33 protein-coding genes and 3 pseudogenes are annotated in these 26488 nt (G+C 63.5%); 11 read left to right on the forward strand and 25 right to left on the reverse strand.

Features of this window, described 5'->3' with window-relative positions:
- Nucleotide 1: 1 nt before the first annotated feature.
- The 4 genes from AC2W7L_RS03505 to AC2W7L_RS03520 form a co-directional block, all read right to left on the reverse strand.
- Nucleotides 2-856: an energy-coupling factor transporter transmembrane component T family protein gene (locus tag AC2W7L_RS03505; protein WP_486003291.1), complete on the reverse strand. Its 855-nt coding sequence runs from the start codon at nt 854-856 to the stop codon at nt 2-4.
- Nucleotides 853-1602 carry a histidine kinase gene (locus AC2W7L_RS03510; RefSeq protein WP_486003292.1) on the reverse strand — a complete coding sequence of 250 codons (750 nt, stop codon included), beginning with the start codon at nt 1600-1602 and terminating at the stop codon, nt 853-855. The genes AC2W7L_RS03505 and AC2W7L_RS03510 overlap by 4 nt, the downstream gene beginning before the upstream one ends.
- Nucleotides 1603-1729: 127 nt before the next feature.
- Nucleotides 1730-2869, reverse strand: a complete 1140-nt coding sequence (locus tag AC2W7L_RS03515) for a nucleoside hydrolase (RefSeq protein WP_486003293.1) — start codon at nt 2867-2869, stop codon at nt 1730-1732.
- Between the two features lie 26 nt (nt 2870-2895).
- Nucleotides 2896-3354: a DUF2695 domain-containing protein gene (locus AC2W7L_RS03520; RefSeq protein ID WP_486003294.1), complete on the reverse strand. Its 459-nt coding sequence runs from the start codon at nt 3352-3354 to the stop codon at nt 2896-2898.
- Nucleotides 3355-3473: 119 nt separating this feature from the next.
- Here AC2W7L_RS03520 and AC2W7L_RS03525 point away from each other — a divergent pair, with 119 nt between their 5' ends.
- The gene (locus AC2W7L_RS03525) at nt 3474-4379 is read left to right on the forward strand and encodes a carbohydrate kinase family protein (RefSeq protein ID WP_486003295.1); all 906 of its coding nucleotides are present in this window, start codon (nt 3474-3476) and stop codon (nt 4377-4379) included.
- On the opposite strand, the gene AC2W7L_RS03530 is transcribed toward AC2W7L_RS03525, so the two are convergent.
- The 3 genes from AC2W7L_RS03530 to AC2W7L_RS03540 form a co-directional block, all read right to left on the reverse strand.
- A complete protein-coding gene (locus AC2W7L_RS03530) occupies nt 4369-4839 on the reverse strand; it encodes an SRPBCC domain-containing protein (protein ID WP_168216584.1) in 471 nt (156 codons plus the stop codon). The genes AC2W7L_RS03525 and AC2W7L_RS03530 overlap by 11 nt on opposite strands.
- Nucleotides 4832-5164, reverse strand: coding sequence for a VOC family protein (locus AC2W7L_RS03535; protein WP_135807639.1), 333 nt, complete (start codon nt 5162-5164; stop codon nt 4832-4834). The genes AC2W7L_RS03530 and AC2W7L_RS03535 overlap by 8 nt, the downstream gene beginning before the upstream one ends.
- Nucleotides 5165-5353: 189 nt before the next feature.
- On the reverse strand, nt 5354-5845 hold the full coding sequence (locus tag AC2W7L_RS03540) for a winged helix-turn-helix transcriptional regulator (RefSeq protein WP_486003296.1): 492 nt from the start codon (nt 5843-5845) through the stop codon (nt 5354-5356).
- Nucleotides 5846-5965: 120 nt separating this feature from the next.
- Here AC2W7L_RS03540 and AC2W7L_RS03545 point away from each other — a divergent pair, with 120 nt between their 5' ends.
- Entirely contained in the window at nt 5966-6604 is a 639-nt protein-coding gene (locus AC2W7L_RS03545; RefSeq protein ID WP_486003297.1) for a dihydrofolate reductase family protein, read from the forward strand.
- A 114-nt stretch (nt 6605-6718) separates the two neighbouring features.
- On the opposite strand, the gene AC2W7L_RS03550 is transcribed toward AC2W7L_RS03545, so the two are convergent.
- The gene (locus tag AC2W7L_RS03550) at nt 6719-7405 is read right to left on the reverse strand and encodes an SDR family oxidoreductase (protein ID WP_486003298.1); all 687 of its coding nucleotides are present in this window, start codon (nt 7403-7405) and stop codon (nt 6719-6721) included.
- 87 nt (nt 7406-7492) lie between these two features.
- Here AC2W7L_RS03550 and AC2W7L_RS03555 point away from each other — a divergent pair, with 87 nt between their 5' ends.
- The 4 genes from AC2W7L_RS03555 to AC2W7L_RS03570 are packed head-to-tail and all read left to right on the forward strand — an operon-like array spanning nt 7493 to nt 9698.
- Nucleotides 7493-8074, forward strand: a complete 582-nt coding sequence (locus AC2W7L_RS03555; protein WP_486003299.1) for a hypothetical protein — start codon at nt 7493-7495, stop codon at nt 8072-8074.
- Nucleotides 8075-8107: 33 nt separating this feature from the next.
- The gene (locus AC2W7L_RS03560) at nt 8108-8713 is read left to right on the forward strand and encodes a 1-acyl-sn-glycerol-3-phosphate acyltransferase (RefSeq protein ID WP_486003300.1); all 606 of its coding nucleotides are present in this window, start codon (nt 8108-8110) and stop codon (nt 8711-8713) included.
- A 1-nt stretch (nt 8714) separates the two neighbouring features.
- Complete coding sequence (arfB, locus tag AC2W7L_RS03565) at nt 8715-9158, forward strand: alternative ribosome rescue aminoacyl-tRNA hydrolase ArfB (protein WP_486003301.1); 444 nt, start codon at nt 8715-8717, stop codon at nt 9156-9158.
- A 45-nt stretch (nt 9159-9203) separates the two neighbouring features.
- Entirely contained in the window at nt 9204-9698 is a 495-nt protein-coding gene (locus AC2W7L_RS03570; RefSeq protein WP_135807646.1) for a mycothiol transferase, read from the forward strand.
- A 58-nt stretch (nt 9699-9756) separates the two neighbouring features.
- Here the strand turns inward: AC2W7L_RS03570 and AC2W7L_RS03575 are convergent, their stop codons facing one another.
- The 3 genes from AC2W7L_RS03575 to AC2W7L_RS03585 all read right to left on the reverse strand — a co-directional run bounded on the left by AC2W7L_RS03575 (nt 9757) and on the right by AC2W7L_RS03585 (nt 12168).
- On the reverse strand, nt 9757-10608 hold the full coding sequence (locus tag AC2W7L_RS03575) for a GNAT family N-acetyltransferase (protein ID WP_062241949.1): 852 nt from the start codon (nt 10606-10608) through the stop codon (nt 9757-9759).
- 19 nt (nt 10609-10627) lie between these two features.
- Entirely contained in the window at nt 10628-11515 is an 888-nt protein-coding gene (locus AC2W7L_RS03580; RefSeq protein ID WP_486003302.1) for an alpha/beta fold hydrolase, read from the reverse strand.
- Nucleotides 11516-11670: 155 nt separating this feature from the next.
- The gene (locus AC2W7L_RS03585) at nt 11671-12168 is read right to left on the reverse strand and encodes a nucleoside deaminase (protein WP_486003303.1); all 498 of its coding nucleotides are present in this window, start codon (nt 12166-12168) and stop codon (nt 11671-11673) included.
- Between the two features lie 37 nt (nt 12169-12205).
- On the opposite strand from AC2W7L_RS03585, the gene AC2W7L_RS03590 reads away from it, so the two are divergent.
- Nucleotides 12206-12679 (forward strand): phage tail protein, encoded by a 474-nt coding sequence (locus tag AC2W7L_RS03590; RefSeq protein WP_486003304.1) that lies wholly within the window; start codon nt 12206-12208, stop codon nt 12677-12679.
- Nucleotides 12680-12770: 91 nt separating this feature from the next.
- Here AC2W7L_RS03590 and AC2W7L_RS03595 read toward each other — a convergent pair whose 3' ends face one another.
- From AC2W7L_RS03595 to AC2W7L_RS03605, 3 genes are all read right to left on the reverse strand, one after another.
- Complete coding sequence (locus tag AC2W7L_RS03595) at nt 12771-13211, reverse strand: YtoQ family protein (protein ID WP_486003305.1); 441 nt, start codon at nt 13209-13211, stop codon at nt 12771-12773.
- A gap of 163 nt (nt 13212-13374) precedes the next feature.
- On the reverse strand, nt 13375-13728 hold the full coding sequence (locus AC2W7L_RS03600; protein WP_486003306.1) for a DUF1801 domain-containing protein: 354 nt from the start codon (nt 13726-13728) through the stop codon (nt 13375-13377).
- A gap of 222 nt (nt 13729-13950) precedes the next feature.
- Entirely contained in the window at nt 13951-15093 is a 1143-nt protein-coding gene (locus tag AC2W7L_RS03605; RefSeq protein ID WP_486003307.1) for an alpha/beta hydrolase, read from the reverse strand.
- Nucleotides 15094-15736: 643 nt separating this feature from the next.
- On the opposite strand from AC2W7L_RS03605, the gene AC2W7L_RS03610 reads away from it, so the two are divergent.
- Entirely contained in the window at nt 15737-15901 is a 165-nt protein-coding gene (locus AC2W7L_RS03610; protein ID WP_240688457.1) for a hypothetical protein, read from the forward strand.
- A 646-nt stretch (nt 15902-16547) separates the two neighbouring features.
- On the opposite strand, the gene AC2W7L_RS03615 is transcribed toward AC2W7L_RS03610, so the two are convergent.
- Complete coding sequence (locus tag AC2W7L_RS03615) at nt 16548-17495, reverse strand: LysR family transcriptional regulator (protein WP_486003308.1); 948 nt, start codon at nt 17493-17495, stop codon at nt 16548-16550.
- 123 nt (nt 17496-17618) lie between these two features.
- Between AC2W7L_RS03615 and AC2W7L_RS03620 the strand changes: the two are divergent.
- Nucleotides 17619-18610, forward strand: a pseudogene (locus AC2W7L_RS03620) (putative oxygenase MesX).
- A gap of 17 nt (nt 18611-18627) precedes the next feature.
- Nucleotides 18628-19662, forward strand: coding sequence for a methionine synthase (locus AC2W7L_RS03625; RefSeq protein ID WP_486003309.1), 1035 nt, complete (start codon nt 18628-18630; stop codon nt 19660-19662).
- Between the two features lie 295 nt (nt 19663-19957).
- On the opposite strand, the pseudogene AC2W7L_RS03630 reads toward AC2W7L_RS03625, so the two are convergent.
- The 10 genes and pseudogenes from AC2W7L_RS03630 to AC2W7L_RS03675 all read right to left on the reverse strand — a co-directional run.
- Nucleotides 19958-20105, reverse strand: a pseudogene (locus tag AC2W7L_RS03630) (helix-turn-helix transcriptional regulator); the annotation flags it as partial.
- 150 nt (nt 20106-20255) lie between these two features.
- Nucleotides 20256-20441 (reverse strand): annotated as a pseudogene (locus AC2W7L_RS03635) (DUF933 domain-containing protein); the annotation flags it as partial.
- 25 nt (nt 20442-20466) lie between these two features.
- Nucleotides 20467-20907 (reverse strand): HEPN domain-containing protein, encoded by a 441-nt coding sequence (locus AC2W7L_RS03640; RefSeq protein ID WP_486003310.1) that lies wholly within the window; start codon nt 20905-20907, stop codon nt 20467-20469.
- A complete protein-coding gene (locus AC2W7L_RS03645) occupies nt 20900-21493 on the reverse strand; it encodes a hypothetical protein (RefSeq protein ID WP_486003311.1) in 594 nt (197 codons plus the stop codon). The genes AC2W7L_RS03640 and AC2W7L_RS03645 overlap by 8 nt, the downstream gene beginning before the upstream one ends.
- A gap of 107 nt (nt 21494-21600) precedes the next feature.
- Nucleotides 21601-22155: a GNAT family N-acetyltransferase gene (locus tag AC2W7L_RS03650; protein WP_486003312.1), complete on the reverse strand. Its 555-nt coding sequence runs from the start codon at nt 22153-22155 to the stop codon at nt 21601-21603.
- A 3-nt stretch (nt 22156-22158) separates the two neighbouring features.
- Nucleotides 22159-22479, reverse strand: a complete 321-nt coding sequence (locus tag AC2W7L_RS03655; protein ID WP_486003357.1) for a HigA family addiction module antitoxin — start codon at nt 22477-22479, stop codon at nt 22159-22161.
- Complete coding sequence (locus AC2W7L_RS03660; RefSeq protein ID WP_486003313.1) at nt 22454-22735, reverse strand: type II toxin-antitoxin system RelE/ParE family toxin; 282 nt, start codon at nt 22733-22735, stop codon at nt 22454-22456. Before AC2W7L_RS03660 ends, AC2W7L_RS03655 begins: the two co-directional genes overlap by 26 nt.
- A 334-nt stretch (nt 22736-23069) precedes the next feature.
- Nucleotides 23070-24227: a low temperature requirement protein A gene (locus AC2W7L_RS03665; protein ID WP_486003314.1), complete on the reverse strand. Its 1158-nt coding sequence runs from the start codon at nt 24225-24227 to the stop codon at nt 23070-23072.
- A 102-nt stretch (nt 24228-24329) separates the two neighbouring features.
- A complete protein-coding gene (locus AC2W7L_RS03670; RefSeq protein WP_486003315.1) occupies nt 24330-24659 on the reverse strand; it encodes a nuclear transport factor 2 family protein in 330 nt (109 codons plus the stop codon).
- A 29-nt stretch (nt 24660-24688) separates the two neighbouring features.
- Nucleotides 24689-25444 carry an SDR family oxidoreductase gene (locus tag AC2W7L_RS03675; RefSeq protein WP_486003316.1) on the reverse strand — a complete coding sequence of 252 codons (756 nt, stop codon included), beginning with the start codon at nt 25442-25444 and terminating at the stop codon, nt 24689-24691.
- Nucleotides 25445-25507: 63 nt separating this feature from the next.
- Here AC2W7L_RS03675 and AC2W7L_RS03680 point away from each other — a divergent pair, with 63 nt between their 5' ends.
- Entirely contained in the window at nt 25508-26197 is a 690-nt protein-coding gene (locus AC2W7L_RS03680) for a TetR/AcrR family transcriptional regulator (protein WP_486003317.1), read from the forward strand.
- Nucleotides 26198-26488: the final 291 nt, after the last annotated feature.

Consider the following 26488-nt stretch of genomic DNA (forward strand, 5'->3'; position numbering starts at 1 on the left):
CTCAGCGGACACCGATCAGTTGAGAGGAGTTCGGCAGCGGCAGCACACCGGCCACCGAGGCGGAGACGAGACCGACCGCGAGGACAGCGATGGTGAGACGCAGCAGTCCCTGTCCGCGACCGGTGTGGTAGTCGTGCAGTTCGACACGGCGACTGTTCGCTCCGAGGCCGCTCTGTTCGAGCACCTCGTGGCGCTGTTCGACCTCGATGAGCACCGAGGTGAACAGGCCCGTGACGATGCCCGGCAGCAGCCGCATCCGCACGCGCCAGCGCTGCGTCGCCCAGCCTCGGGCCTTTCGGGCTTCGATGACGTGGCGGGTTCGGGCGCCGATGAGAGGGATGAGTCCGATTGCGGAGGCGCACACATAGGCGATGCTGTCGGGCAGTCGGAGCATGCGCAAACCATCGAAGAGTCGAGCCGAATCGGTGCCGAGGCCGAAGAGGGCACACAGGCCGATGAGTGCGGTCACGCGCAGCCAGATCTGGATTGCGATGCTCAGTCCTTCGACGCTGAGATGCGCCGGTGCTGCCTCCCAGAGGACATGCACCTCGGCGCCCGGGTAGAAGAACCCCTGCACGATGACGAGCACGAACAGCGTCGGCAGGCACAGCACGGCGACACCGAGGGCCCACGACCGCAGACGCAGCGCCGGTGAGACGACGACTGTGAGCCCGGTGGCGACGATGACGGCCATGGGCACCACGGGTGAGGGCACCCCGAAGACGAGCAGGAGGCTGCTGAAGAGGATGACGATCTCGGTAGCCGGATGCAGCCGGCGACCGAGGTCAGTGCGACCGTCTTCTGGAGATACGGCGGCACCTCCTGTACTGGGGGTCTTGGGACCGGAGGCGATCATTCCGCCGCGGGCGCCGACCCGGCCGTCGCTCCGGCAGACGCTGTGCTCTCATTCGACGCAGACTTCTGGCGGCTGTGCAGGGCGAAGGGGTAGCGACCGATGATGCGTTTGGGCAGCGACCTGATGACGACATAGGCGAGGGCGAAGATGAGCGCCTTATCGACGATGTCGGAGATCATGCTCTGAGCGAAGGTGGCGTTGAACATCTCGAGGCCCGCGGCTTGGAGGATGGCCACGACTCCCCCGGTTCCGGCTCCGAGTCCGCCGCCGAAGACGTAGGCGGCTACGGGTGCTCCGATGGCACCGGCGGGAACCCCGGCGACGGCGCCGACGATGACCGCCGTCCAGGGTGTGCGGAAGACCCCGAGTCGTGCTGCCCAGCCGGCGGCAGCTCCAATGAAGGCGGCCCCGGAGCTGAAGGCGATGACGCTGGGGCTCAGGGTGACGCCCCAGATGAGGTTCGAGATGATTCCCGTGAAGGCACCTGCGGCGGGCCCTGCCAGGACGCCGATGAGCACCGTTCCGATGGAGTCGAGGTAGAGGGGCACGGGCGTGTAGTTGCCGATGATCTGCCCGATGACGATGTTGAGCGCGATGGCGACCGGGATGAGCGCGAGGACGCTGCGGGGAATGAGCGGGAGGGTGCCGGCGGCGAGCAGGATGCCTCCGCCCAGATAGCCGAGCATGACCCACAGAGTGGTGTGGCCGAGGTCGACGCCGAGGTTGGCCGGTTGGGTCAGCAGCACGGCGACGTAGGTGCCGATGACGATGAGGGTGCCGAGCAGTGTGAGGGTGAGGGGAAGGGTGCGGTTGCGATTTTGTCCGGGACGACCGTGGTGGTCGGCCCCTGCCCAGACTGTCTGGAGTGTGCGGTCATGCGAGTGGTCCTTTCATCAGGGTGGTGCTGAGGTGGTCGAGGAATGCAGGAGCGTCGATAGTGCGGATGATCTCTGCATTCACGGGACGGCCCCAACGTCCCAGCCAATCGGCGACGGTTTCGCCTCGTGTGAGTGTACCCGTGAGTTCGACATCGACAGGTGCCCACCGAGTTGTCGCCCACGGCAGTTGGCCTGCAGCTCCCCTGACGGGAGCCGTGGCGACCGTGTCCTGGGCGTCGGTGTTCGGCTCTTCGGGCTCCGCCCCGGTCGACGCGACGGTGGTCTGTCGTGCCCATGACAGGGCGCAGGCGAGGACGAAGGGATCGTGGATATGGGCGAGGTAGCCGAGTCCGTCGGATTCGTGGAACTCGAAGTAGAAGCGCAGCGCCTCGGAAAGCTGTTCGAGGACCGACTGCCAGTGGTCATCGGCACCGTTGGCAGAGGCTCCGTCGAGGATCGTGGTGAGGCGCTCGGGTGTCATCTCAACGGCTTCGGTCGCTTCGATGGGGGCGATGACCGGCAGGTGTCCGAGGTGACTGTTCGCATGCGCTGTGCCGAATGCCTCGAACACTCGGGCCGTGGACTCGGGATCGAAGGTGACGTTCCATTCCGTCGTGGGGTGGGTGTTGCCGCGGTAGTTGAACGCTCCGCCCATGATGAAGAGTCGTTTGAACAGTCTCGGCAGCTCCGGGTCGATGTCGAGGGCGAGAGCGAGGTTCGTGGCCGGACCGATGACGACGCCGAGGAGCTGTCCGGGATGGGCGTGGGCAGCATCGACCCACGCTTGAGCAGCCGATACCGAACTCGCCGGGGCGATTGGGGCCAGCAAGTGCGCATACCCGCGCCCGGTCTCGCCATGAGTGAGGTCGGCGTATTCCAGTCCTTCGTCCGGCGCTGTCTGCGGAGTCTGTCGTGCCAGCGGAAGAGCGTGGCCGGCGTGGACGGGTATGTCGCTGCGGCCGGCCAGCGACAGCCATCCGCGGGTGTTCTCGACGACCTGTGAGGTAGCGACGTTGCCTCCGGTGGCGGCGATGCCGATGACGTCGACGTCGTTTTGGCAGCTCAGGTAGGCCAGCGCAATTGCATCGTCGATGCCGGGATCGCAGTCGAGGAAGAGCGGCAGTGTGGAAGGCATGATCCTATTCTGCCGGACGCGTGCGCTCACCACCGTCGGATGCGGGCCCAGTTTCCGCAGGCTTGGGTGGATCCTCGTCTCACCAGTCGGCAGCAGAGGTAGAGCGTCGTCGAGGGAGGTTCGTCGATTCCGAACCGTTCTCTCATGTCGATCGCTTCCTCACTGCCGAAGGGAGTGCCGATGAGCTCTCCGAACGGCATGCTGGTGATCCAGGGTTTAGCTGCGAACGTGAAGGCGTTGAAGAACATCTCACAGTCACAGCAGCAGGCACCCATCCTGCCCAACCGCGCGAGCAGCGCCGTGGCTCGTGGAGCCGTCCGGTCGCGGAAGCTCTCTGCGAAGCGATGAGTGCCGTTGCAGCCGAATTCGCCGAGTTGGCGGAACACATAGCAGGCCAGGCATTCTCCGGGCCGAGGGGCGAAGACGCGGGCGGTTTCCGCGTCGATGATCGTTCTGACGTCGTTGTCAATGGTGTTCTCGTCCATGACCACACAGTTCCAGACGGTACTGACATGAAATGACGCAGATGCGTTCCACTCACCGATTTTCGTCCTATTCCTGCTGGTCACGGCCGGAGAATGTTTCCCACCTTAGAATCGTGACCATGAGCATTCTCGTCATCGGTGAAGCCCTCATCGACATCGTCAGCACGAACGGCGCTCCCGACCGTTATGCACCGGGCGGAGCCCCGGCCAACGTGGCGCTCGGCCTGGGCCGCCTCGGTGACGATGTCGAGTTCCTCACCGATGTCGGTGATGACTTCCACGGCGGATTCCTTCTCGCCCACCTGCGGGAGTCCCAGGTCGACGTTCTCACTTCCCCGCGCGGCGCCACATCCACGGCGCTGGCTCGACTCTCAGAGGACGGATCGGCCGAGTACGAATTCCAGCTGCGGTGGGATCCCGATTCATCGCTTCTCGGAAGAAATGCCCATTCCGTCCTGCATTTCGGGTCGATCGCAGCATTCCTGTCACCGGGTTCCGCCGTGATCGATCGGCACCTCGATGATGCCGCGGAGCAGTCAGATCAGCAGAGAGACAGACCCCTCGTCTCCTTCGACCCGAACATCCGGCCGTCGATCATCGGTTCCCACGAGGAGGCCCTGCCGCGGTTCGAAGCTCTCGCCCAGAATGTCGATGTCCTCAAGCTCAGCGATGTCGATGCCGATTGGCTCTATCCCGACCTCGCCGAAGATGCTCAGATCGATCGTCTGCTCGGACTCGGTCCATCACTGGTGGCGATGACTCGCGCAGGTGACGGTGCGATCCTGGCGACCGCCTCGGCGCGGGTGACAGCAGCTGCGTCTCAGGTCGACGTCACGGACACGATCGGGGCCGGGGACACATTCATGGTCTCCCTCATCCACGACCTGCACGCTCAGGAGGCCGCGTTGTCCGATCTCAGCACGACAGAGCTCACGGGCCTGGGCGAACACGCAGCGGCGCTCGCCGCGATCACGGTCAGTCGCGAAGGCGCCGATCTTCCGTGGGCCGCGGATCTTAAGAACTGAGGAATTCGCCGAGCTGTCGCAGGCAGATGTCGTGGCCGTTGCGGTGGCCGTCGATCATCCCCTCCCCGACGAAGGACACGACCTGGTCGACGAGTTCGACTCGGGTGCCTGTCGAGGTGGGAATCAGGGCCCAGGTGATGATGGCGGTCGAGAGGATCTCATCGCCTCTTGTGAGAGTCTCAGTGGTCACGATATGACGGTCCGGCACGACCGCGCAGTACTGCCCGGTGGAGACGAATTCCAGCGCTCCGGGTGACCCGCAGCGGGCGCGGATCGCTCCACCCGGGCGGAACTCGTCGACATCGCAGACCATCTCCTCTCCCTCGGGGACTCCCCACTGCACGCGCTGGTCGATATCGGCGAAGGCGCTCCACACCGCGGAGACCGGGCGGTCGATATCAGCACCGAGGCTGATCGTCGCGGTCACGGGCGCACCCTGGTCGGATGCTGCCTCACTCACCGAAGAACACCACCTGGTTTCCGTCCGGGTCGGTGATCGGCAGGATGCGCTGTCCGCCACCGGGGCTCGGCTCGTCGTGGTCGATTCCGGTCACCCGCAGATGCTCGGCCATCTTGTCGAGGTCATCCACATCTAGGACCGCATTGGAGCGTCCGGCTCGCTGTGGGTCTTCCCAGATCTGGATTCCGAACTTCTCGTCGAAGAGCCATTGGGCCAGCCCCGCCATCGGCTTGTCATCCGGCTGTCGCCCAATGAGCCGGGAATACCATGCGGTCGCCTCCTTCTCGTCGGTGACAGCAATATTGGCCATGAGTCCAGTGATCATGATCGCTCCTTCGGGATCAGCCCTGAGAGTAAGTGATTGCAATATGCAATTACCTAGTACATGGAACCACATCTCGCGGGATCGGGCAAGAGAATCGTCGGATCGACCTCACACCGGCCTCGCCGCGATCCCACGGCCATTGGGGCTGGCCGCAACCGAGGTCGACGCCCGGCTCAGCTACCGGGACTCTCAGCTTCCGGAGATCTCCGCCTCGTAAGCGGCCTGCAATCGCTGTGAGGCCCGTGGTGCATCAGGATTCGGGCGCGGCACCCCGAGGTGGGTCTCCCGAAGCTCATCCACGAGACCTGCGACGAGTTGGGGGTCATCGGCCATGATTCTGGATCGGATCGTCAGCTCTGGCGAGGTCTCCCGGTGGGTCATTCCCCACGTTCCAAGGGCGACCATGACCGGCAGGGTCTGGATTCCAGCCTCGGTGAGGGTGTACTGGGCTCGCTGCCCGCGTGCGGCTTCCGCCTTTGTCAGCAGCCCTTCGTCGATGAGCTTCCTCAGACGACTGGCGAGCATGTTCGAGGCTATGCCCTCATCATTGTGGGTGAGCAGCTCGCGGAAGTGCCGACGATTGCCGAAGATGATGTCCCGCAGGACGATGAGCGACCAGTTGTCGCCGAGGACCTCGACGGCGGCGTTGATTGCGCAGCCCGAACGCGGCTGTGCGGGCATCGCCCCTCCTCCAGTGATTGCATTCTGAAACTACTTAATCTTACACTGGGTCCACTTCCCCGGAACCCACGCCATCCGTCGGACTGAAGACATCAGCCGAACCATCACATTGGAGTGCACATGGCCAAAGCGTGTGTCAACAACCTCTTCGTCTCCCTCGACGGATTCGCTGCCGGCGAGTTCGTCACCTTCGATCAGCCGATCGGCGAAGCCCAAGCACTGTTCTCCTACTTCGACGGCCGCGGCATCGAGGGCGTGGACAAGGTCGACGCCCCGGTGACCGCAGACCGCGCTCTGTTCGCCATGTGGGGGCAGGGCATCGGAGCCGAGATCATGGGCCGGAAAAAGTTCGGTCCCCAGACGGGGCCGTGGCCCGGCGACGGATGGCGTGGCTGGTGGGGTGAGGAACCGCCGTTCAAGACCCCGTGTTTCGTTCTCACTCATCATCCGCGCGAACCGATGGAGTTCGACAACGGCACGAGCTTCCATTTCATCGACGCCTCCCCCACGGAGGCCCTCGCTGAGGCGACCGCCGCGGCTGGCGGCGGCAATGTCCGCATCGGCGGCGGTCCTTCGATGGTCAGACAGTTCCTTGCGGCCGGCCTCGTCGACTTCATGCACCTAGTCATCGTCCCGGTCACCCTCGGCCGGGGAGTTTGGCTCTGGGAAGGGCTCGAGGGACTGGAAAAGGATTTCACGATCGAGAACTTCACCACGGCCAGTGGTCTGACTCATCAGCTGTGGAATCGAAAGGCTTGAGCCTCACCGGCGGCTCGAACCGGAATCATCGGAAAGACAGCTGGCCTGTCGTCTCCGATCGGAGACGACAGGCCAGCGGATTCGCACGGGGCTGTGCCCGTGTGGCTATTCAGCTCAGCTGATCGCCTCGGCGATGGGGGTCTGCCCGTCGTAGAAGTTCACGGTCTCACGCAAGGCTGCGGATTCGGCGATGACGTGTGTGATGACATCGGCGACGAGTTCGCGGGAGGTCACCCGCACCTCGTCGGCCGGCCGGTCGCCGTCGAGGTCGCCGGCTTCATCGGCGATGAGGACCTTTCCGGTGGAGGGTTCGAGGGTCAGCCCGCCGGGTCCGAGAATCGTGAAGTCGAGATCGCTGGCGCGCAGGTGCGCATCGGCACCGGCCTTGGCCTCGACGTAGGGGTAGAAGGAGCTCTCCGGGTCGACACGGTCGCGGTCGACACTCGCGCTGGCATAGGAGACCATGACGAAGCGCTCGACTCCCGCCTGTCCGGCGGCGTCGATCGAGCGTGTGGCGGCCTCGAGGTCGACGGCCCTCGTCCGCTCCGGGCTGCCGCCGCCGGCTCCGGCGGAGAACACGACAGCCTGGGCTCCTGCGAACAGGTCGGCGAGTACCTGGGTGTCGGCGGTTTCGATGTCGAGGACGACCGGGTTGGCCCCAGCGGTTTTGACATCTGATGACTGGTCGGGGTTGCGGATCACCGAATCGACGGCGAAGCCTGCGGCCTTGAGCTTGGGCGCGGCCAGAAGTGCGATCTTTCCATGGCCGCCGAGAATGACGACACGAGCTGAATCAGACATATCTACCTCCGTTGTCGGTGATGCTTGGTGTCCGGTACAGCGACAGGTCGGCCGTGATTATTCCGTGACGCCGGTATTCTGATGTCCATGACCGACGATCTCTCCCCTGCCGCCGTCGTGCGTCGGCTCGGCCGTGGACAGCAGGTCGTCATCCCCTCCTCGAATCGGCAGGTCCTCTTCGGTCTGCTCGTCGCGCTCGTCATCGGCATCGGTCTACTCGCCTCCTTCATCTACGTCGTCACCGCCAAAATCGAGGACGGGCGCAGCCCGTGGCTGATCATCATCAACCTGCGCATGTGGGCGTTGGTCATCGGCATCGTCGGGTGCCTCGTCGTCGCACCGATCGGTCTGTTCGTGCGAATGCGCAGGCGCGAAGCCCTCGTCCTCTCCCCCGTCGGCGTCGCGTTGGCACGGCGCGGTGAGGTTCTGCCGGGCACACTGCTGTCGTGGCACAATATCGAGGCGATTGTGTTCGAAGAGGCGGCACGCCGTGGTCCGAGGGTCGCGACGTATATCCTCACCGAGGAAGCGACCCGGCGGCGACGCGGGCGCAGGCATAATCCGCGGTTGCTCGTCAGAAGCGGGTTCGTCCTCAGCCATCGGCGACTCGTCCCGGTGCTGAAAGCCGCACATGCCCGTTTCGCACCACGCGTCCATGGACACCGGTAGGCCCGCACATGCGCGTGCCTTACCGTTGAGATCATGATCCGACGCCTCATCGCCCGCGCCTTCTGGACGTACAGCAAGTGGAAGCTCGTCACCGAGCCCGCCCCGAATCGTCCGACGATCCTCATCGGGGCACCCCACACCTCCAATTGGGACTTCGTCGTGATGCTCGCGATCGCGTGGCGCCTTCGTGTCGATGTCCATTGGCTGGGCAAGCATTCCCTCTTCACCGGATGGCGTGGGCCGATCATGCGCGGACTCGGCGGGATACCCGTCGACCGGTCGGATCCGGCCAAGATCGTCGACGAGGTGGTCGGCCGCATGCGTAAAGGGGAGGTCTTCGCTCTCGTCATCACTCCAGACGGAACCCGCGGTGGGCACACTCACTGGAAATCGGGGTTCCATCGCATCGCCCGTCAGACGGGCCTTCCTGTCACCTTGGGCTACGTGGACTCGGCCACTCACACCACAGGCCTGGGTCCGACCTTGGAGATGACCGATGACCTGGTCAGCGACATGGATCGGATCCGCGAGTTCTATGCCGACAAGCACGGCATCCGGCCGCACCTGCAGATCACGCCGAGGCTGCGCGAAGAAGCCGCCCCCGGTGACGATCGCAAAGGCGAGGCGGAGCAGAGCTGAGATGGACGGTGATCTGCGGGTCCCCGCCGGACCGGGGATCCCTGCCGGACTGGTCGTCCCCGCCGCCGAACTGTCAGAACAGTTCTCCCGGTCATCGGGACCCGGAGGCCAGCACGTCAACACCTCTGACTCCCGAGTGCAGCTGAGCCTCGACCTGGCTGCGGCGACCTTCCTCACCGAACCTCAGCGCGAGCGGGTGCTCAGCCGGTTGGCACCGCGCCTGTCCGGCACTGTGGTCACCGTGACCTCGGAGAAGCAGCGGTCGCAGCTGAAGAACCGGCAGGACGCGCGGATGCGTCTGGCGCAGATGCTGCGAGAGGCGTTGGCCCCGCCGGTGCAGAGGCGAGCCACGAAGCCGTCCCGAAATTCCCGTCGCCGCAGAGTGCGATCCGAACAGCGGCGGTCGGAGATCAAACGCAACCGCCGCCGGCCCCGTCTCGACTGATCCCCGGTGGTGACAGAGATGGTTGCGAAGAGCACAATGGGCGACATGAACAGCATTGAGATTCTCACCGACCTGTCCCAGCGCCCCCTCCAAGCGGCGCAGGCGCTGCCCGACCTCTCCCCCGAGGAACTCAACAGCCACCTCGGCGGTCATCCGAACTCCATCGCATGGTTGCTGTGGCACAGCGGCCGCGAGATCGACGTCCAGCTCTCCGACCTCACCGGAGGCCCTCAACAGTGGGAGGACTTCCGTGAGCGCTTCAACCTCGACGAGGCCGGCGATGGGTTCGGGCTCGGGCACACCCCGGAACAGGCAGCCGAGATCCGCGTCGACGATCAGCAGCTGCTCGTCGCCTATCTCAACGCTACATTGAACGCGTTCACCGAGTACCTGGAGACGCTGTCGGAGGACGACTTCGACGAGATCATCGATGAGAACTGGACGCCGGCAGTCACTCGCGGCGTCCGCATGGTCTCGATCATCGATGATGCGATTCAGCACGTCGCGCAGGCGGCGTTCATCGCCGGCGCTCCGGCCTGACCTCCGACGTCGGCTGTCCTGATCTCCAACGCCGCGCCGGCCTGTTCTCCAACGCCGGTCAAGGGCGGCGGAAGTCCCTGACCTCGCCGAGGCTGTCCATCCCGGCCGCTCGATAGGTGGCGACGGCGGCGGTGTTCGACGACGGGGTGGCCACGTTGACACTCGACGCTCCCATCGACCGCAGTGCGCTTGCAGCACCGAGCGCCATTTCCGTGCCATACCCGTGGCCGCGGTGGTCACCATGAACTCCGAGAGGTTCGATGATGCCGGGGCGACCGTGTCCAGCGGACCAGACGGTGGTGGCGCCGACGGCAGCACCGTCCGTGGAATAGCCGACGAGGCACCGAGCCTGTTGGTAGGCGTGTCCTGCAGCCATCAGCTGCCATCGCTCAGCGGTCAGTGATGCGCCGGGGAATGCGGCGGATTCGACGCTGATCCGGTCAGCGATGCCATCCGCTTCGACAGTCTCGAACCTCAACGAGGTCGGCGGGACAGAATCTGACAGTGCGCGGTGCAGGACGGTCCAGGGTTCGTCGGGTGTCCATCGCGCCTGGGTGAGGGTGTGCTGCAACTCGGCCCCGAAGCGAGCCTCGACGATTCCTGTCCCCGGTGGGAGGAGATCGGACAGCGTGGTCTCGAGATCCGTCACGACCGCCTCGGCGAGGGTTTCATCCGAGGCATGGTCAGGCGAGATCGCCATACGGATGAGTTCGGATTCGTCGAGGAATCCGACAGCTGCGATCTCACCGTCGCGCGTCCATACCCGCAACGCCGAGGCGAGCGCTTGCGAGCCGAAGCGCTGATACCAACCGAGGTCGCCTGGATGGACTTGGACGGGCAGCCCCTCGCGCTGCCAGGACGCGACAGCATCGATGATGTTCGACAGGTCCTCGGCAGACGGAATCATCATGGTGGGTCAGCCTCGATCTTTAACCTGCGACGACGCGGGTTGCGAAACCAACAATCTCCGCTTCCGCCTCGGCGCGAGTCGTCGATTCGTTGTGGACTTCGTGCCGGACTCCTGAGAAGACTCGTGTGCGCACGTCGGCGTGACCGGCCTCGCGCAGCCTGTTGGCCACGTGGTAAGCGCCTTCGCCGTAGTTCGCAACCGGATCCTGGTCACCCGCGAGGATGAGCACCGGCAGATCGTTTGAGATCGTCGCATACCAGGAATCGGCATTGGCTTCGTCGTAGATGTCGACGAATCCCTGCAGGAATCGCGCACTCATCGGGGCACCGAAGTTGTTGAACGGGTCACGGCCGTGATCGGCGACGACCGCTTCGTCGAGGGCAACCCATGCGGTGGGTCCTGCATCGGGACCACAGCGGTCGAGGAACCCGTCGAAGAGCTGTCCCACCAGATGGTCTGCGGCAGGTTCCGCACGATGGTCGCCAGCGGCCGCCTCGGCGAGTTCAGCGCGGTCAATGGTCTGTTCGATTCCCTTCATCTGCGCGGCGATTCCGCACAGCGCCAGCCCGGTGAGTTCGGTTTCAGGGCGGGATGCCATGGACCGGGCGATCATCGACCCCCAGCTGTGGCCGAAGACGATATAGGGTAGTCCGGGCAGGATCTCACGCGCCTTCGCCTGCAGAGTCACCTCGTCGTCGACGACGACGCGCGCGGCCTCGTCTCCGGCGTCGGCCCAGACACCCGACTCCATGGCAGTGCGCCCGTGCCCTGCGTGGTCACTGGCGACGACGGCGAAGCCGGCATCGAGCAAGGTGCTGATGAGGTGGAGGTAGCGGCGGGAATGTTCGCCGAGGCCGTGGATGATCTGCACGATGCCGTTGGCGCCGTCGTGGGAGTGTGGAGCCACGCGTTGATCGTGTCGCGATCGTTGCTCGAGGGGAACGTGATTTCATGCAGGGCCAAGGCCGGACTCCTTTGTCAGTTTCGCTGCCGGCCCCGTGATTTCGGTGCGGGCAGAACAATCGCTGAGATGCAGATGATGCAGATACTGTACCGCGGATCTCAGGCATCGACTTCGTGCAGACGGGCGTGCAGATTCCGCACCTGGGTGCTCAATTCCGGATCGGGTCCGGCGACTTCGATTCCCGGGGCGACGTCCTGAACGGGCAGCGGCAGTACGGGACCGGGGGCCAGACCCCATTCCTTGTGCCAGGCGCTCAGCTGCTGGCTGCTGCTGGCGTAGACGATGCGGCCGAGGCCCACCCACGCGTGCGCCGCTGAGCACATCGGGCAGTGTTCGCCGGAGGTGAAGACGACGGTTTCGGCTCGCTGCTGGGGTGTGAGATGGTCGGCTGCCCAGCGAGCGATTTCGAATTCGGGGTGACGGGTGTGGTCGCCGCCGGCCACCCGGTTGCGGTCGGCGAAGAGTTCACGACCGTCGGCGTCGACGAGCACGGACCCGAATGGTTCGTCTCCGGCATCAAGGGCTTCGCGAGCCAGGTCGACGCACCGGGTGAGGAATCTGCGGTCATCATCATTGAGATCAGTTTGAGGTTCCATGCTCCTCATCCAATCACAGCGGGCATATTCTTGATCCATGCCGTTCGAAGCCGTGTCATTCACCGAGGTCTCCACCGAAGGTCTCGAGTCCTCCCCCGTCGCCGAGGCGCTGGCGGGCCTACGTGCCAACGAGGCACGGTACTTCTCCGATAAGTACAAGCACACGTTCACCGTGGCCCCGGCTGCTGAAGCACAGGACGTTCTGGACTGGGTCGAGCAGATCCTCGTGTCCGAACGCGAGATCGTTCCGACCTCGCCCGCGCTCGAAATCAGCATCAACGATATCGACGGCATCTACTGGGTGCACGTCTTCTATCAGTCCGGTCTGGCGATCAACGTACTGTGGACCCTGGCCGAGGATGGCAAGCGCGCCGTCGGTTTCAAACTCTCGGAGGGCATGGACGTGCCGCCCGAGCTGTCGGCGTTCAAGTTCGCCCGTCAGAAGTCGAAACTGGCCGGGGAGATCCGGGGATCTTTCTTCAAGATCAAGGGCGATCATCCCTTGCCATAGCGTCACGACGCGCAAGGCCAGAGGTCGCGAACGATCGGTTCCCATCCGGTCATTCGCGGCCTCAGCTCGTCGAGCTCAGCCTTTTTGAGGATCAGTCTCTGAGGACATACTTCAGGGTTTCGACCACCTGATCGGTTGTCTGGCACCAGGCTTTGGCTTCGGCATCGACTTCCTTGAGCGGATGCACGATGTCGGCATCGTGAAGGGTCACATAGGGTGTGCCGAGTGCTGCGCAGTAGCCGGCGTCGAAGGCGGCGTTCCATTGCTTGTACTTATCCCCGAAACGCACGACGACCAGATCGGCCTTTGCGATCAGCGTCCTAGTGCGAATGGCATTGACCTTGGACGACTGGTGGTCGCGCCAGTAGGAGCTGTCGTTCTCGCCGAGGTGGTCACCAGCAGCATCGCTGGCGGGATGGTCGGTCACGGGTGCGGTGAATTCGATGTCGAGACCCGCTGCCTCGGCGCCGCGCTTGATCTCATCGCGCCACTCGGTGTGGATCTCACCGGACAGGTAGACAGAGAAACTCATGTCGATCACTCCTCAGACTTATGGCAGATGGGACTGCTTTCCCTTCAAGCACCACCATAGCCAATCGGAACTCAGACGCTCAGCGCCGACCGCGCGGCCGAGCCCCGGACACAGACATCGCACGAAGTGACGTCTGCGGGCTCAGCCCCGGCGATCGTCAGCGTCAGGAGGTTGCCGTCCTGACGATCTCGGCGATGCGCTTCTCGGCGGCCTCGTCGATGGTCTCGAAGTACCACGCGGCGGGCATCAGCGTTCCGTCGGAACCACCGGCTGGGGTGAGTTCGACCTTTTCCGTGAGGGCCAGGTTGACCCGCTCGTCATTGCGCAGTGTCACCAGTGCAGGAGTGCTCGCGGACAGAGCATAGGCCGGCATGCCGTACCAGATCCGCGGCTTGAGACTCGGGGCGACGGTCACGATGATCTCGTGCGCTCGCTGCATGAGCGATCGCTCCGGCTCGTCCATCTTCGCGATCTTGGCGGTCACCTGGGACAGGTTCTTCTCGTCTTTGGTCGTCATGTCATGTCCTTACGTCAGCCGGTGTGTCGCACCGGCGGTTGAAGACGGCGCAAGAATGCGCCGCACCCCATCTGGACATGTTCCGGGCCGACCGGAGCTCTCCACAATGATTCAGGCTTAGGTACCTGGAAGTGCTGACAACCGTACGTGGCTGCCGGTTTCCACGATACCTGCATCGACGCCTCCCCGCCAGGGCAGCTGAGGTCCACAACAGACCTGTGGCTAGCGAAGTTGCTCGGATAAGTAGGCCTCTGCGATGCTCAGATGTCCCTGGCTGCCGATTGAGTTCTTCGCCTTCTGCGGGTACGCATGATTGGCGAGGGGAACTTTCACGGTCTTGACGTCGACTCCGCGGCTTCGGGCTGATTCGGCCCATGAAAGCTGGTCGGTTGGGGTGATCACGTCATCGCGCATCGCTGTCATCATAAGCATCGGCGGCGCGGGTGCTTTCAGATGCGTGACGGAATCGGCCACTGAGTAGCGTTCCGGATATTCCTCTGGTGTGCCACCCGTGTAGCTGGTCGCGAACAGGCGCGTGCCGGATCCCGCGCCTGGCCCGGTGGGGGCGTTCTCGTAGAGACCCGTCACGTCGAACGCGGGGTAGTCGGCAATGACCGCCGCCGGAACCGGAACCGTCCCACCGCAGGACGATTCGGCGTCGCCCTGCGCTGCGGCACCGGCGGTATTGGCGACCATGTTGCTGCCCGAACTCTCGCCCCAGAACGCAAGACGATCGGTATCTGCACCGATCGTGTCGGCGTGGGTCTGAATCCAGCTTGCCGCACATGCGACCTGCGACGGTGCGCTCTGCCAGGTTGCGTTATCCAGGGTGGCGAGTTCGTATTCGACCGATACGACCAGGTAGCCATGATCAGCGAGTTCACGGAGCTCTGAACTCGATGCGTTCGGTTCGCCTGCGATCCAACCGCCGCCGTGGACGTACATGATCGTCGGAGCTGAACCCTTCGCTCTCTCCGGTTCGTAGATCGATACGGAGAGGTCATCGCCTGAGCTGGATTGGTCGTACACTTCCTTGCGGTCAGGCGATGCCGAGTCGATCGCCGAGAGCCCGAACGTCGCCGTGAACAGGTTCACCGAACCACCGGCCGAGGTGATGGCAACGAGGAGCACAATGACGACCGCCAGATTCGCGATCGTGCTCACCACTCCGAATCCTGTCATTGCAGCTCCGGTCCATCGACGGCCTCGGCGCAGCCAGACGATTCCGAACCCAAGCACAATCGCTCCGACCACAGTTGCCATCGGCGCAATCGTCGGCGCAAACCGGGCCGCAGCGGAACTGACCGGGCCAAGCCCGGGAATGAGCGATGCCAGGCCGTTGACTACAGCGATCGCACCGAACACGAGCGCGAGGAGGACGCCCGTTGCCCGAACTGTATTGGCCGCGCGTTGGGGCACCGCGGGCTGTGACGAACGCTTGCTGGCTGTCACCTTCGGTCCTCGCTTTCCGACCTGTCGGGTTGAGATTCCCGCTGCAGCAGATCTCATCGTGGCGGTCACCTCCTGACGCCAGGGGCCACTCTAACGCAGTCCGATTCTCACAACCCAGATGAATCGGCCTGCGCCCACGGCCGTGGGAGGGCAGCCGAGGTCAGCAGAGAATCCCTGCACTGAGTCAGCCTCGTCGATGTCGCGAGGCTAGTCGGGCACGCTGACGATCGGCAGATCCCACCGAGCTGGAATGCTGTTCGGCGGTCATTGTCGGCTCGAGGCGGTCGGCCCCGTGTTTGAGGACGAGAGCATTGTCGCGGGCAAGTGATTGGAAGTCTTCTGCTGTGAAGTCGGGGACCAATACGCCGGCGTCGTGCCCCTGAGCGACAAGTGGAATCCGTTCCGGTTTGGCACAGGGCCAGCGACTGCTCGGAGCCGCGATACTCCTGGAGGAGAACCCCTGCCGGACGCGGGCTCCTTGATCGGCCAAATGGGTCGCACGCGAGGGATCGCGGGCACAGACGCCGCTCTGCCCAGGCGGAATCCGCTTCAGAAGATGGTCGAACCATTTGAGGGCCCGATCGACCTGACGCTGCCCGAGCCGGTCACCCTCGCGGACTTCGCCGCTTCCGCGTCCGAAATCGGCGGACGCCGAATCGAGCGCGTCGTCGTGGACGACGAAAAATGGGTGGCCGACGCCGACACGGTCACCGTCCACTAGACGTCGAATCTGAGTTTCACCCCTGAGACGTCCGACGAGGGTGCCGCTTCAACGTCGGAGTGAAATCCCATCGCTCCCAGCTCTCGAGCCCTGACGCATTCGGCTAGGGCCAGAGTCAGACGTGGCCTCGCTGCCTCGACTAGGTCGGCGGCAGCTGAGGCTACAGGACTCATCGCCTCGCGGATGCCGCGATCTGCAACCCCAGAGAGCACGGCCCCTGCACCGAGGTGGTCTTCAAGCGAGGGGCGCGGCGAGTCGTCGGCCTGCCACCACTCACCAGCTGCCATACCCGCCACCGATCCCGCACGCACTGTTCGATCCGCGCCTTGACGTGGAGACCAAGCGAAGACTAGCCGTACGGCTATTCGTAAACCCACTCGCCGGAACCATCGAGTTCTCTCGGTTGAACATCGGCCGGAACTCGGTCAGATCAGCTGACGCGGGATCCTGACGAGCGACGACATCGATCGTGCGAGGCGTCATCAGTTGATCTTCCACCGCGGATCGACTAGCCCGACTCCGGTGCTCCTCAAACATGCCACAGCAGAGCGTCTGCCGCACAGCGGCGTCGGCGGCCTTTGCCGAGGGAGCGCTGACGAACTGACGATCTCGTGGGTCGAGGGAACCGCCTCGGCGCTGCCCTCGGTCAAGGCCGGTCGAGCAGCGCAATGCCGAAACCGCCGACGACGGCCCGCACTTCGTCGAGGTAGCGCTGCGCCTGTTCGGTCAGCGGGATCCCGGAATGACCGATCCAGCCGATCTCGATGCGTTCCTCGACCTCGAGTGGAATCGCGACAATGGCCGGATCGAGATCGTCGCTGATGATGCCCGTCGAGATGGTGTAGCCGTCGAGTCCGATCATCAGGTTGAAGATGGTCGCACGGTCAGAAACCCGGATCTCCTGCTTGCTCGACAGGGTGGAGAGAATCTCCTCGGCGAAGGAGAACGAGTTGTTCGCCCCCTGGTCGAAAGTGAGCCGCGGCAGGGCGGCGAGATCGTCAAGGGTGACGCGGTGGCGGGAGGCAAGCGGGTTCGTACGAGAGATGAAGATGTGCGGAGAGGCGAGGAAGAGCGGGTGGAACGCAAGCCCGGAGTCTCGCAGCAGTTTGTCGATGACCTTCCTGTTGAAATCGTTGCGGTAGAGGATGCCGAGCTCACTGCGGAGCGTGCGAACGTCTTCGATGATGTCCCAGGTACGCGTCTCTCGCAGTGAGAACTCGTACTCGGCAGCATCGCTGGCCTTGACCATCCGAACGAAAGCATCGACGACGAACGAGTAGTGCTGCGCCGAGACTCCGAGCAGACGCCGTGACGGGGGGCGCCCTAAGTAGTGCTGTTCGAGGAGTTCCACCTGTTCGACGACCTGCCGGGCATAGCCGAGGAACTCCACACCGTCGTCAGTCAAAGTCACCCCGCGGGCGGATCGGATGAGCAGAGCGCGATCCACACGAGTCTCCAGGTCCTTCATCGCGGCAGACATGGTCGGCTGGGAGACATAGAGGAGATCGGCTGCGGCGGTGAACGACCCCTCCGAGGCGACCTCGATGAAGTACTGGAGTTGCAGCAGCGTGATGTTCTTCAGACCTCGAGACATAGTCTAAGGCTATAGGAATCCATAGTTCCCCCGAGTTACCCGATAACCGCCGGGGACGGGCAGGATGGATCACAGATATGCAAACGACCGCAACCGGCCGAACACCCACCGAATTGGACGTCCATGACACCTGAGTTCTCATTCAGCATCACCACGACTCGATTCGACGAGGACTACTCGCCATCGGAGAGCACCCGAGCGACGACGAACTTCGCCAACCTCGCCAGGGGCGAGGACCGTCGGCAGAACCTCCGCACTGCTCTGAGCATCATCCATCGCCGCTTCAACGAACTCGCGTCCTGGGACAATCCCGACCGGGATCGCTATGTCCTCGAACTCGACATCGTCTCCGGAGGACTTCACTTCACCACTGGCGGCCGGGAACAGGAGTTCCCCCTGCTCGAAGTCCTGGATATCCAGATCATCGACAGACAGACCGGAAAACGTCACCCCGGGATCGTGGGGAACAATTTCTCGTCCTTCGTCCGCGATTTCGATTTCAGCGTGCGGCTGCCGGCTGCCAATGAGGCCGCAACCGAGTTCACGGTCCCCGATGACTTCGGTGATCTGCATGGCAAACTGTTCCAACACTTCCTCGATTCTGCTGCCTATCGGGAACGGTTCCAGACGGCACCCGTGATCTGCATCAGCGTCTCCACGAGCAAGTCGTACCGTCGAACGAGAATCACCACCCGATTCTCGGGTTCGAATACCAGCAGGACGAGTACTCGCTGACAGATGACTACTTCGCGAAGATGGGACTCCAGGTGAGGTATTTCATGCCGCCGGGCAGCGTCGCACCGCTGGCCTTCTACCATCGCGGCGACCTCCTCGGCGACTATTCCGATCTGGCGCTCATCGGCACGATCAGCACGATGGAGACTTTCCAGAAGATCTATCGGCCCGAGATCTACAACGCGAATACCGCCGCCGGAGAGGTCTACCGGCCGACGCTGGACCGGCACGACTTCTCGGAGATGCCTGTCTCATATGATCGTGTCGAACGCAGCCAGCTCGGCATGAGACAGGGGAAGTTCACGGAGGAGTTCTTCGTCAACCCGCACCGAGAGATGCTCGAACAGTGGGCTTCCGACCGACCCGTCCCAGCCGCATGACCTCAGGAGAAGAAACGATGACGCAGCCGCTGTTGCCCACCTCAATCGTCGGCAGCCTGCCGAAGCCGTCCTGGCTCGCGCAACCCGAAACTCTCTGGTCCCCCTGGAACCTCCAGGGCGATGCCTTGGCCGAGGGCAGGCACGATGCTCTGCGCATCTCGACTCATGAGCAGACCAACCGCGGCATCGACATCATCAGCGACGGAGAGCAGACCCGCCAACACTTCGTGACGACGTTCATCGAGCATCTCAGCGGAGTCGATTTCGAGAAGCGTAAGACGGTTCGAATCCGCGATCGCTACGACGCAAGCGTTCCCACAGTCGTCAGCGCCGTGAGCCGTGAGAAACCGGTGTTCGTCGACGATGCGAAGTTCCTCCGCCGGCAGACCGATCAGCCGATCAAGTGGGCGCTGCCGGGACCGATGACGATGATCGACACACTCTATGATGACCACTACAAGAGCCGCGAGAAGCTGGCCTGGGAATTCGCCACGGTCCTCAATCAGGAGGCAAAGGATCTGGAGGCGGCGGGGGTGGACATCATCCAGTTCGACGAGCCCGCATTCAATGTCTTCTTCGAGGAGATGAAGGACTGGGGAGTCGCCGCGCTCGAACGAGCAGCGGCAGGTCTGCAGGCCGAGACCGCGGTACATATCTGCTATGGCTATGGGATCAAGGCGAACAACGACTGGAAAACGACTCTCGGGTCCGAGTGGCGCCAATACGAGGAATCGTTCCCGCTCCTGCAGCGCTCGAGCCTCGACATCGTCTCACTCGAATGCCACAACTCCCATGTCCCGATGGACCTCATCGAACTGATCCGCGGCAAGAAGGTCATGCTCGGCGCCATCGACGTGGCAAACGAGACCATCGAGACACCCGAAGAGGTCGCCGCCACTTTGCGCAAGGCACTGAATTTCGCCGACGCGGACAAGCTCATTCCAAGCACGAACTGCGGCATGGCCCCCTTCGCGCGCGACGTCTCCCTCGCGAAGATGAGCGCCTTGAGTGCGGGAACAGCGATCGTCCGCGAGGAACTGTCAAGGGGCTGATCGCCGCCGCACTCCATCCGCACATGTCCCCAGCCGTCGGGCCTCTCCGCGACTATTCTGGCGTTATGAGCCTAGGAAGTGCAGGACAGCTCAAGCTGTCGTTGCCACAGTGCCCCAGCCTCTGCCGCGGACGCCGGGCCGAACGGGGAGCGCCCACCTATTAACGCTTGCCTCAGACGTTGAAGCGGAACCTTCGGCAGACCGGATTCCACGACGAGTCGAACGGCTGTGCGATTACGAGAGGTGTGATCGCAGAGATCCTGTCGCGCAGCGTCCGCCGCTCACGACGCAGCTAGTCGATGCGTCGCGGCGGCATTCCGATCGACATGGCGAGCTTGTTCTGCGTGATCCCGAACCCCTCGATGAAGTTCCTCCATCAGGATCTCTCCCGAGTGGATGGGCTCGATCAGATCGCCCTCAGCGTTAGTAGACGAGCTCGACATTGTCTGTAGTTCCATCTCTCCAGACGAAGCAGGGCCGCCACTGCACGATCAATGCGCTTGTCGTAACTGCTCAGACCAGATGCGATCAGTCTCCTTATCGCGGAGTGATCTGATTTCGAACTCAGCGCATGACGGAGTCAGGCAGCAGCGCTAGACGTCGAAGCGGACCTCAACCACGTCGCCGTCGAACATGATGCAGTCCTTCTGGAAGTCGGTATGGATGACTCCGGCCGCCTAGGGGGCGGCGGCGCCCTTCGGAATCGTCCACGCGCGCGATTCCTTGGGTCCGGCGGTGAGGTAGGTCTGCAGACTGAGGTTGTCGAAGCCGATGCGAGCGAATAACTGCACCCAAATTCGTCGACTAGCCGTCGCGACGCACGTACTCGGCACAGACATCGACGATCTGAACGGCCGCGGCGATCGCTTCAGCCACGTCTTGGTTCGTCGCTGTCGGCCGATCGTCGTCTGGATATTCTGTCGCGTTGCGCACTTGTCGCATCCATTCGAACTCGCCCAAGGCACAGTCTTTGACGAAACCTGCTGCCGCGATCCCGGTGTTGCGATGAGCTCCGCCGACAGGTCGGACACGAAGCCCTTCAGCAGCAAGAACCGCGACGAGCGCTTTGAGCGCACCATCGTACGCCGCCGTGAACGCCATCGCGTGATCGTCTGTATCAGCAAGCAGCGCAGCCGTTCGGACATGACGCTCACTGGTTTCGACCACGGCCAGCGCATGCTCGCGATTCTTCTCTACTCGCTCCAGTCTCCGGTTCGCGAGCATCTGATCGACGATGTCAGTCAACGATCTCGCCGGACCTCACATCGACGAGCGGGCGCGAACGAATTGTCGAGAGGAAAGGCGACGACTCTTCCGAATCCCAGTCGACCGGCGCTATGCGCGTGACGTTGACCGGAAGGTCTAGTTGGTCACCTGCCTCCGCGGCCAGTTCCGTGAGCACCCTCCGCGGTGCGTCGCCAACGACAAGGACGTCTAAGTCGTTGGGAAACGCGCCGCTCTCTCCGGACCGTCTCGCGGCCCAGGATCCATAGATGAGCAGCTCCTCCACCCCGTCGACCCCTTCAAAGAGCTCACGCAATACCGGCACAGGACCGTAGGTCGCAGCGATCAGATCTCGCATCAGAGCGAACAATGGGTGGTCGGCATTCGCACTCACGAGACGGTTTCGCCCCTCGTACCGGTCACAAAGCACGGCCGATTCGACCAATCGCCCGACTTCGCGATGCACGACCGGACCGCTCGTATCTGTCCGCCGCCCAAGCTCGGCCAACGTAAACTCCCGACCGGGGTGTCCGAGAGTCTCAGCCAGAATCGCCCCAACTGCATCCGAGCGCACGAAAGGCGTCAGCTGCGCTGCCATGTTCTTCATAGAACACGAAGATATCTTCCGGTTATAGGAAGAGTCAAGAGTATGGGCCTCAGACGTTGAAGCGGAACTCCACCGAGTTCCGGTACATACCAACCTTTCGTTCCGGTTCACCACGCGCGACCACGCAGGTCGCCTGTGCCGACCGGCCAAGCGGCGACGGTACTCTCCACCGGCAGGATCAGCAGAGGCTGCCCGGGCGGGTCGTCGATCAGCCGCCCCTCCCGATCGATCGAGCGCTCGGCCGCCGAAATCCGCGACCAGCCGCAGGAACGATAAAAGGGCACGACTTCCTCACGGCACCCGAGGTATCCGAAACCGATACCACCCGCCGTCTTCATCGACTCGGCCGCTTTGCCCATCAGTCGACTTCCTGCGCGCTCACCGCGCACGTCATCAGAGATCAGTACGCCACCAACGCCGGCGATCTCGACCTCAACGCCACCGACAGCCACCGTCCGCCTCGCCCATCCGACATGACCGACGACTTCGCCGTGACGCCGAGCGAATACGTGGACGGTGTGCGGCGCATACCCATACGGCGCATCGGGGTTCCACTCACCGAAGTCATCCTGGTACTCGGCGTCGAAGAGCCGGCGAAGCGACGCAAAGTCGCGGGAGGCTAGTTCATCGTGCGCAACGACGTCGATCGCGACTTCTGGCACGCGTCACGCGACCTTCAGCGGCGTGATCGCAGCAACCTTGTCGCGCAGCGCCCGACGCTCGAGCCGCAGCTCGTAGTTCGACTGCAGGTTCATCCACAACTCCTCGGACGTCCCAAAGTATCGCGCCAGTCGGATCGCCGTATCAGCGGTGATCCCCCGCTTGCCGTGCACGATCTCATTGATCCGGCGCGGCGGCACACCGATGGACACAGCAAGCTTGTTCTGTGTGATCCCGAAGCCCTCGATGAAGTCCGCCATCAGGATCTCCCCCGGGTGGACCGGCTCGATCAGGTCGGCCTCAGTGGTAGTCGACGAGTTCGACATCTTCTGCACCTCCATCTCTCCAGACGAAGCAGATCCGCCACTGGGCATTCACCCGGATGCTGTGCTGACCACGACGATCTCCGGCCAACCTCTCCAGCCGGTTCCCCGGCGGGATTCGCAGATCCTCGACATCCTTCGCCGCGTGAACCAGCTCGAGTTTGCGCAGGGTCGCCCGCTGCACCGTCCGATCGACACCCTTGACGTACTGCTCATGCCAGATGCGTTCGGTGTCCTTACTGCCGAACGATCTGATCACGAGACCAGCGTATAACGGATACCGTCATTAACGCTAGACGTTAATCCGGAACTCCACCGAGTTCCGCTACAAACCAACCTCTGACGATGAGTAGTCAAGTTGCCAGCGCTAATCATCCCGCGGGTCAGAGCGTTGCTCTGATCCGTTCGTACAGTGCACGGCCGAGACCAGGTGCGCATAGCCACCGGCGACGCAAAGGAGCATTCTCGCCGCGATGCGGTCGGCCAGCTATGACCGAGGATCGCAGTTGAAAAGCAAAGCGCGTCGCTCGCTCCTGAGCACCGCGATCGGGCGCAGAAGAATCCGACGTGAAAGATTGCGAGGTAATCACCAGTTATTCGAGCGCCGACCGTTTTGCTGTCGTGTACGCGGTATGGGCGGCGAGAACCGCCGTCACGGCGAGCACGGCGACGCTCAACGCAATCACCGGCAGATGATCGATCAGCAGCATCGCGGCGATCATGATCCCCACCAGCACGGCTGCTGCGATGAACCGGGACCGCGCGAGGCGTCCGAACCGGGACCGGAGGAACAACAGGTTCCCCGCCAGGTAGACGAGCGGACCTGCGGCCGTCACGACAACGATTGCGGGCGTGAGGTGATCATGGGAGAGTCGCAGCTCGATGGAGACGGCGACGAGGATCGCGCCCAAGACCATAAAAGCATGCGCATAGGCGTAGGCCGATCGGAGAGCCCCAGTTGACGAGTCCCCGCCGTGGGTATCAGGGCCAGCGAGGGCGAAATAGTTCCACCAGAGCACGAACAGGGACGCGAAGCCGACGATCAAGCTCAGAGCGAGGCCGGGGGTGAGCTGCCCGTGGGAGACGATGCTGCCGCCCATGAGCAGGATGGACTCGCCGAGGGCGATGATGAAGACGAGACGGTTGCGCTCGGCCAGGTGCTCGGCGTCGGTGTCCCACTGGTGCATGGGGGCTGCGCCGATACCGGGGATCCGGTAGTGGGCGAGCGGGGCCGCGTAGTCGATGAGCACCGCGATCAACCAGAGACCCAGCCGCCACTCGAGGGGCAGTGCCGCACCGAGGACCCAGAACATGCCGGCCAGCAGGGTCCACAGCAGCAGCATGCGGTAGTTGGCTGCGAGCTGGTGGCCGCGGTAGGTGATCATCATGAAGACCGGACGAAGGAGGCCCATGAACAGGTAGCACCCGACGAAGAGCCAGGCTCCGTCGCCGAAGGCGCTGGGTATAGCGATCGACATGCCCAGTGCGGCGAGCATGAGCACCCCGGAGAGCAGCTGCACTGGGGTGCGGCTCGGATCCAGCCAGTTCATCGCCCAGGCGGTGTAGTTCCAGCCCCACCACACCGCGGCGAACACCACGATGGTCTGGGCAGCGCCCTCCCAGGAGAGGTGCTCGATGAGCAGGTGCGAGAGTTGGATGATGGCGAAGACGTAGACCAGGTCGAAGAAGAGCTCGACGGGGCCGACCTCGGATCGACGGTGCCCGATGCGGGCGAGCGGGACGGTAGTCATGGTTGGTGAACCTCGTATGTGTGGTGCGGGGGCCTCGAAGACGACAGCGACGAGCGGGCGTCCAACTGGCTGGATGCCCGCTCGAGACGCTCGTGCCGGCTCTCAGCCTTCGCGGATCGTCATCTTCGCGAGCTTGTCGCCGTCGACGTCGAAGACGAACTTCGAGCGGCCGTTCGCGTGGTTGGAGCGCCAGTCGCCGATGACGGTGATCGTGCTAGCGGCGATGTCGACCTCCTCGACCGCGAGGGTGCCGCGCGAACCGATGAACTCCTTGTCGCTCCAGGTTTTGATCTGCTCGCGCCCAGTGAAGTCGCGGCCCCAGTCGTCGACGGTCCCGTCAGGAGCGAAGGCGTCGAGGAAGGCTTGTTCGTCGTGGTCGTTGACCGCGGTGATGAACGAGGCCACGGGTTCGGGGATGGTGAGTGCTGCCATGGGGCGCTCCTTATTTCGTAGGGTCGAGCTCAGCGGGTGGTGTAGCCGCCGTTGGCGAAGATCGTCTGGCCGGTGATCCACCAGCCCTCGGAGGCGAGGAAGCGGACGATCGGGGCGATGTCCTCGATCTTCGTGAGCTGACCGCCCATACCCTGCGACTTGTGGAACTCGACCCGCTCCGGGGTCTCCTGGCCGTAGAAGAACGGCGTGTCCATCGGACCGGGCGCGATCGCGGTGACGGAGATGCCTCGGTCGGCGAACTCCTTGGCCGCGGCGCGAGTGAAGTGCTCCACCGGCGACTTGCCTCCGGCGTAGGTGGAGTAGCCGTCGGTGAACGCGGCCAGCAGCGCGGTGACGATGGTGATGATCTTGCCGCCGTCGGCGAGGTTCTTGCCGGCTTCCTTGATGAAGAAGTAAGCGGCCTTGGAGTTGATGTCGAACATCGAGTCGTACTCGTCCTCGGTGGTCTCCACGATCGGCTTGCGCAGGACCTTGCCCGCCGTGTTCACCGCGACATCGATCGTCCCCAGAGCCGCCTCAGCGTCGGCGAACAGTTCGGCCACGTTCGCCGGAACCGTGAGGTCCCCCTGAAACACCGCGCCCTTGCCTCCAGCCGCTTCGACGGCGGCCAGCGTCTGCTCGGCGTCGGCGCGACTGGAGTCGGAGTTGTAGTGGATCGCGACGTTCGCGCCGGCCTCGGCTGCTTGACGAGCAACCAGCCCGCCGAGGTTCTTCGCGCCGCCCGCGATCAGGACGTTCTTGCCGTTGAGCGTGTGATCGGCCATGACAGCCCTCCATATCGTTGGTATGCAACAGTATTACTCTGATACATAAGCTAACGTAGCACTATGACAGGAGCACCGACAAGCGATACACGGGAGCGACTGACAGCGGCAGCCGCCGACCTCATCGCCGCCTCTCCTGGCGAGGAGTTCTCCCTGCGCGCGGTGTGCGACGCAGTCGGGGTGAAGATGCCGACGCTCTACCACTTCTTCGGCTCCAAGCAAGGGCTGATCGACGCTGTCATCGAGCACGGGTTCGACCTCTACCTGAACGAGAAGTCGTCGATGGAGTCCTCGGGCGATCCCATCCAGGACATCCGTGCCGGCTGGGATGCCCACGTCGCCTTCGGTCTGGCCAACCCCGGGTTCTACACTCTGATGTACGGGAAGGTCCGCCCTGGGCACTCCCCCGAGGCGCAGTTCCGTCCCAGCGAGATCCTGCGCGCGCTCACGGCGCGGGCCGCCGAACAGGGCAGGCTTCTGGTGCCCTCTGAGCAGGCTGCCGCGCACATCCTAGTGACCAACATCGGCGTCACCCTGCGCCAGATCATCCTGGCAGCGCCGGATCCTGCCCTGTCTCAAACTGTCCGTGAAGGCGCTATCTCGTCGATCACCGGCAAGGGAACACGAGCCAACGACTCGCTCACCACTGCCATCGAGCTCGCTGCAGCACAACCAGATGTCCTCGGCAGGGCGGAGACCCAGCTCCTCATCGAATGGCTCGGCCGGTTGAGCAGGGTTGAGAAGCTGCAGTAGGCGAGTGCCACGAGCTTCGGAGAGGCACAGCGGTTCAGGAGGTAGACAAAAGACCTTCTTCGATCAAACCAACGCCGTGCCAGCGGGCAGGATTCGCGCCGCGCGTACAGAGTGCCTAACTCAACACTAGGCCGTCGCAGATGCGCTCGGACGGCTCGACGTCCCGATCGACGGGGACGTGGAGTGTGGCAATGTGCAGCCGTTGCCCGTCAGACCTCACCAGACGTTAGTTTGAAAAGCGGAACTCCACCACATCCCCACACCGAGAAACATCGCGTCGCGGAGGGTGGT

The sequence above is a fragment of the Brevibacterium sp. LAARM3_SD1 genome, assembly GCF_057364765.1.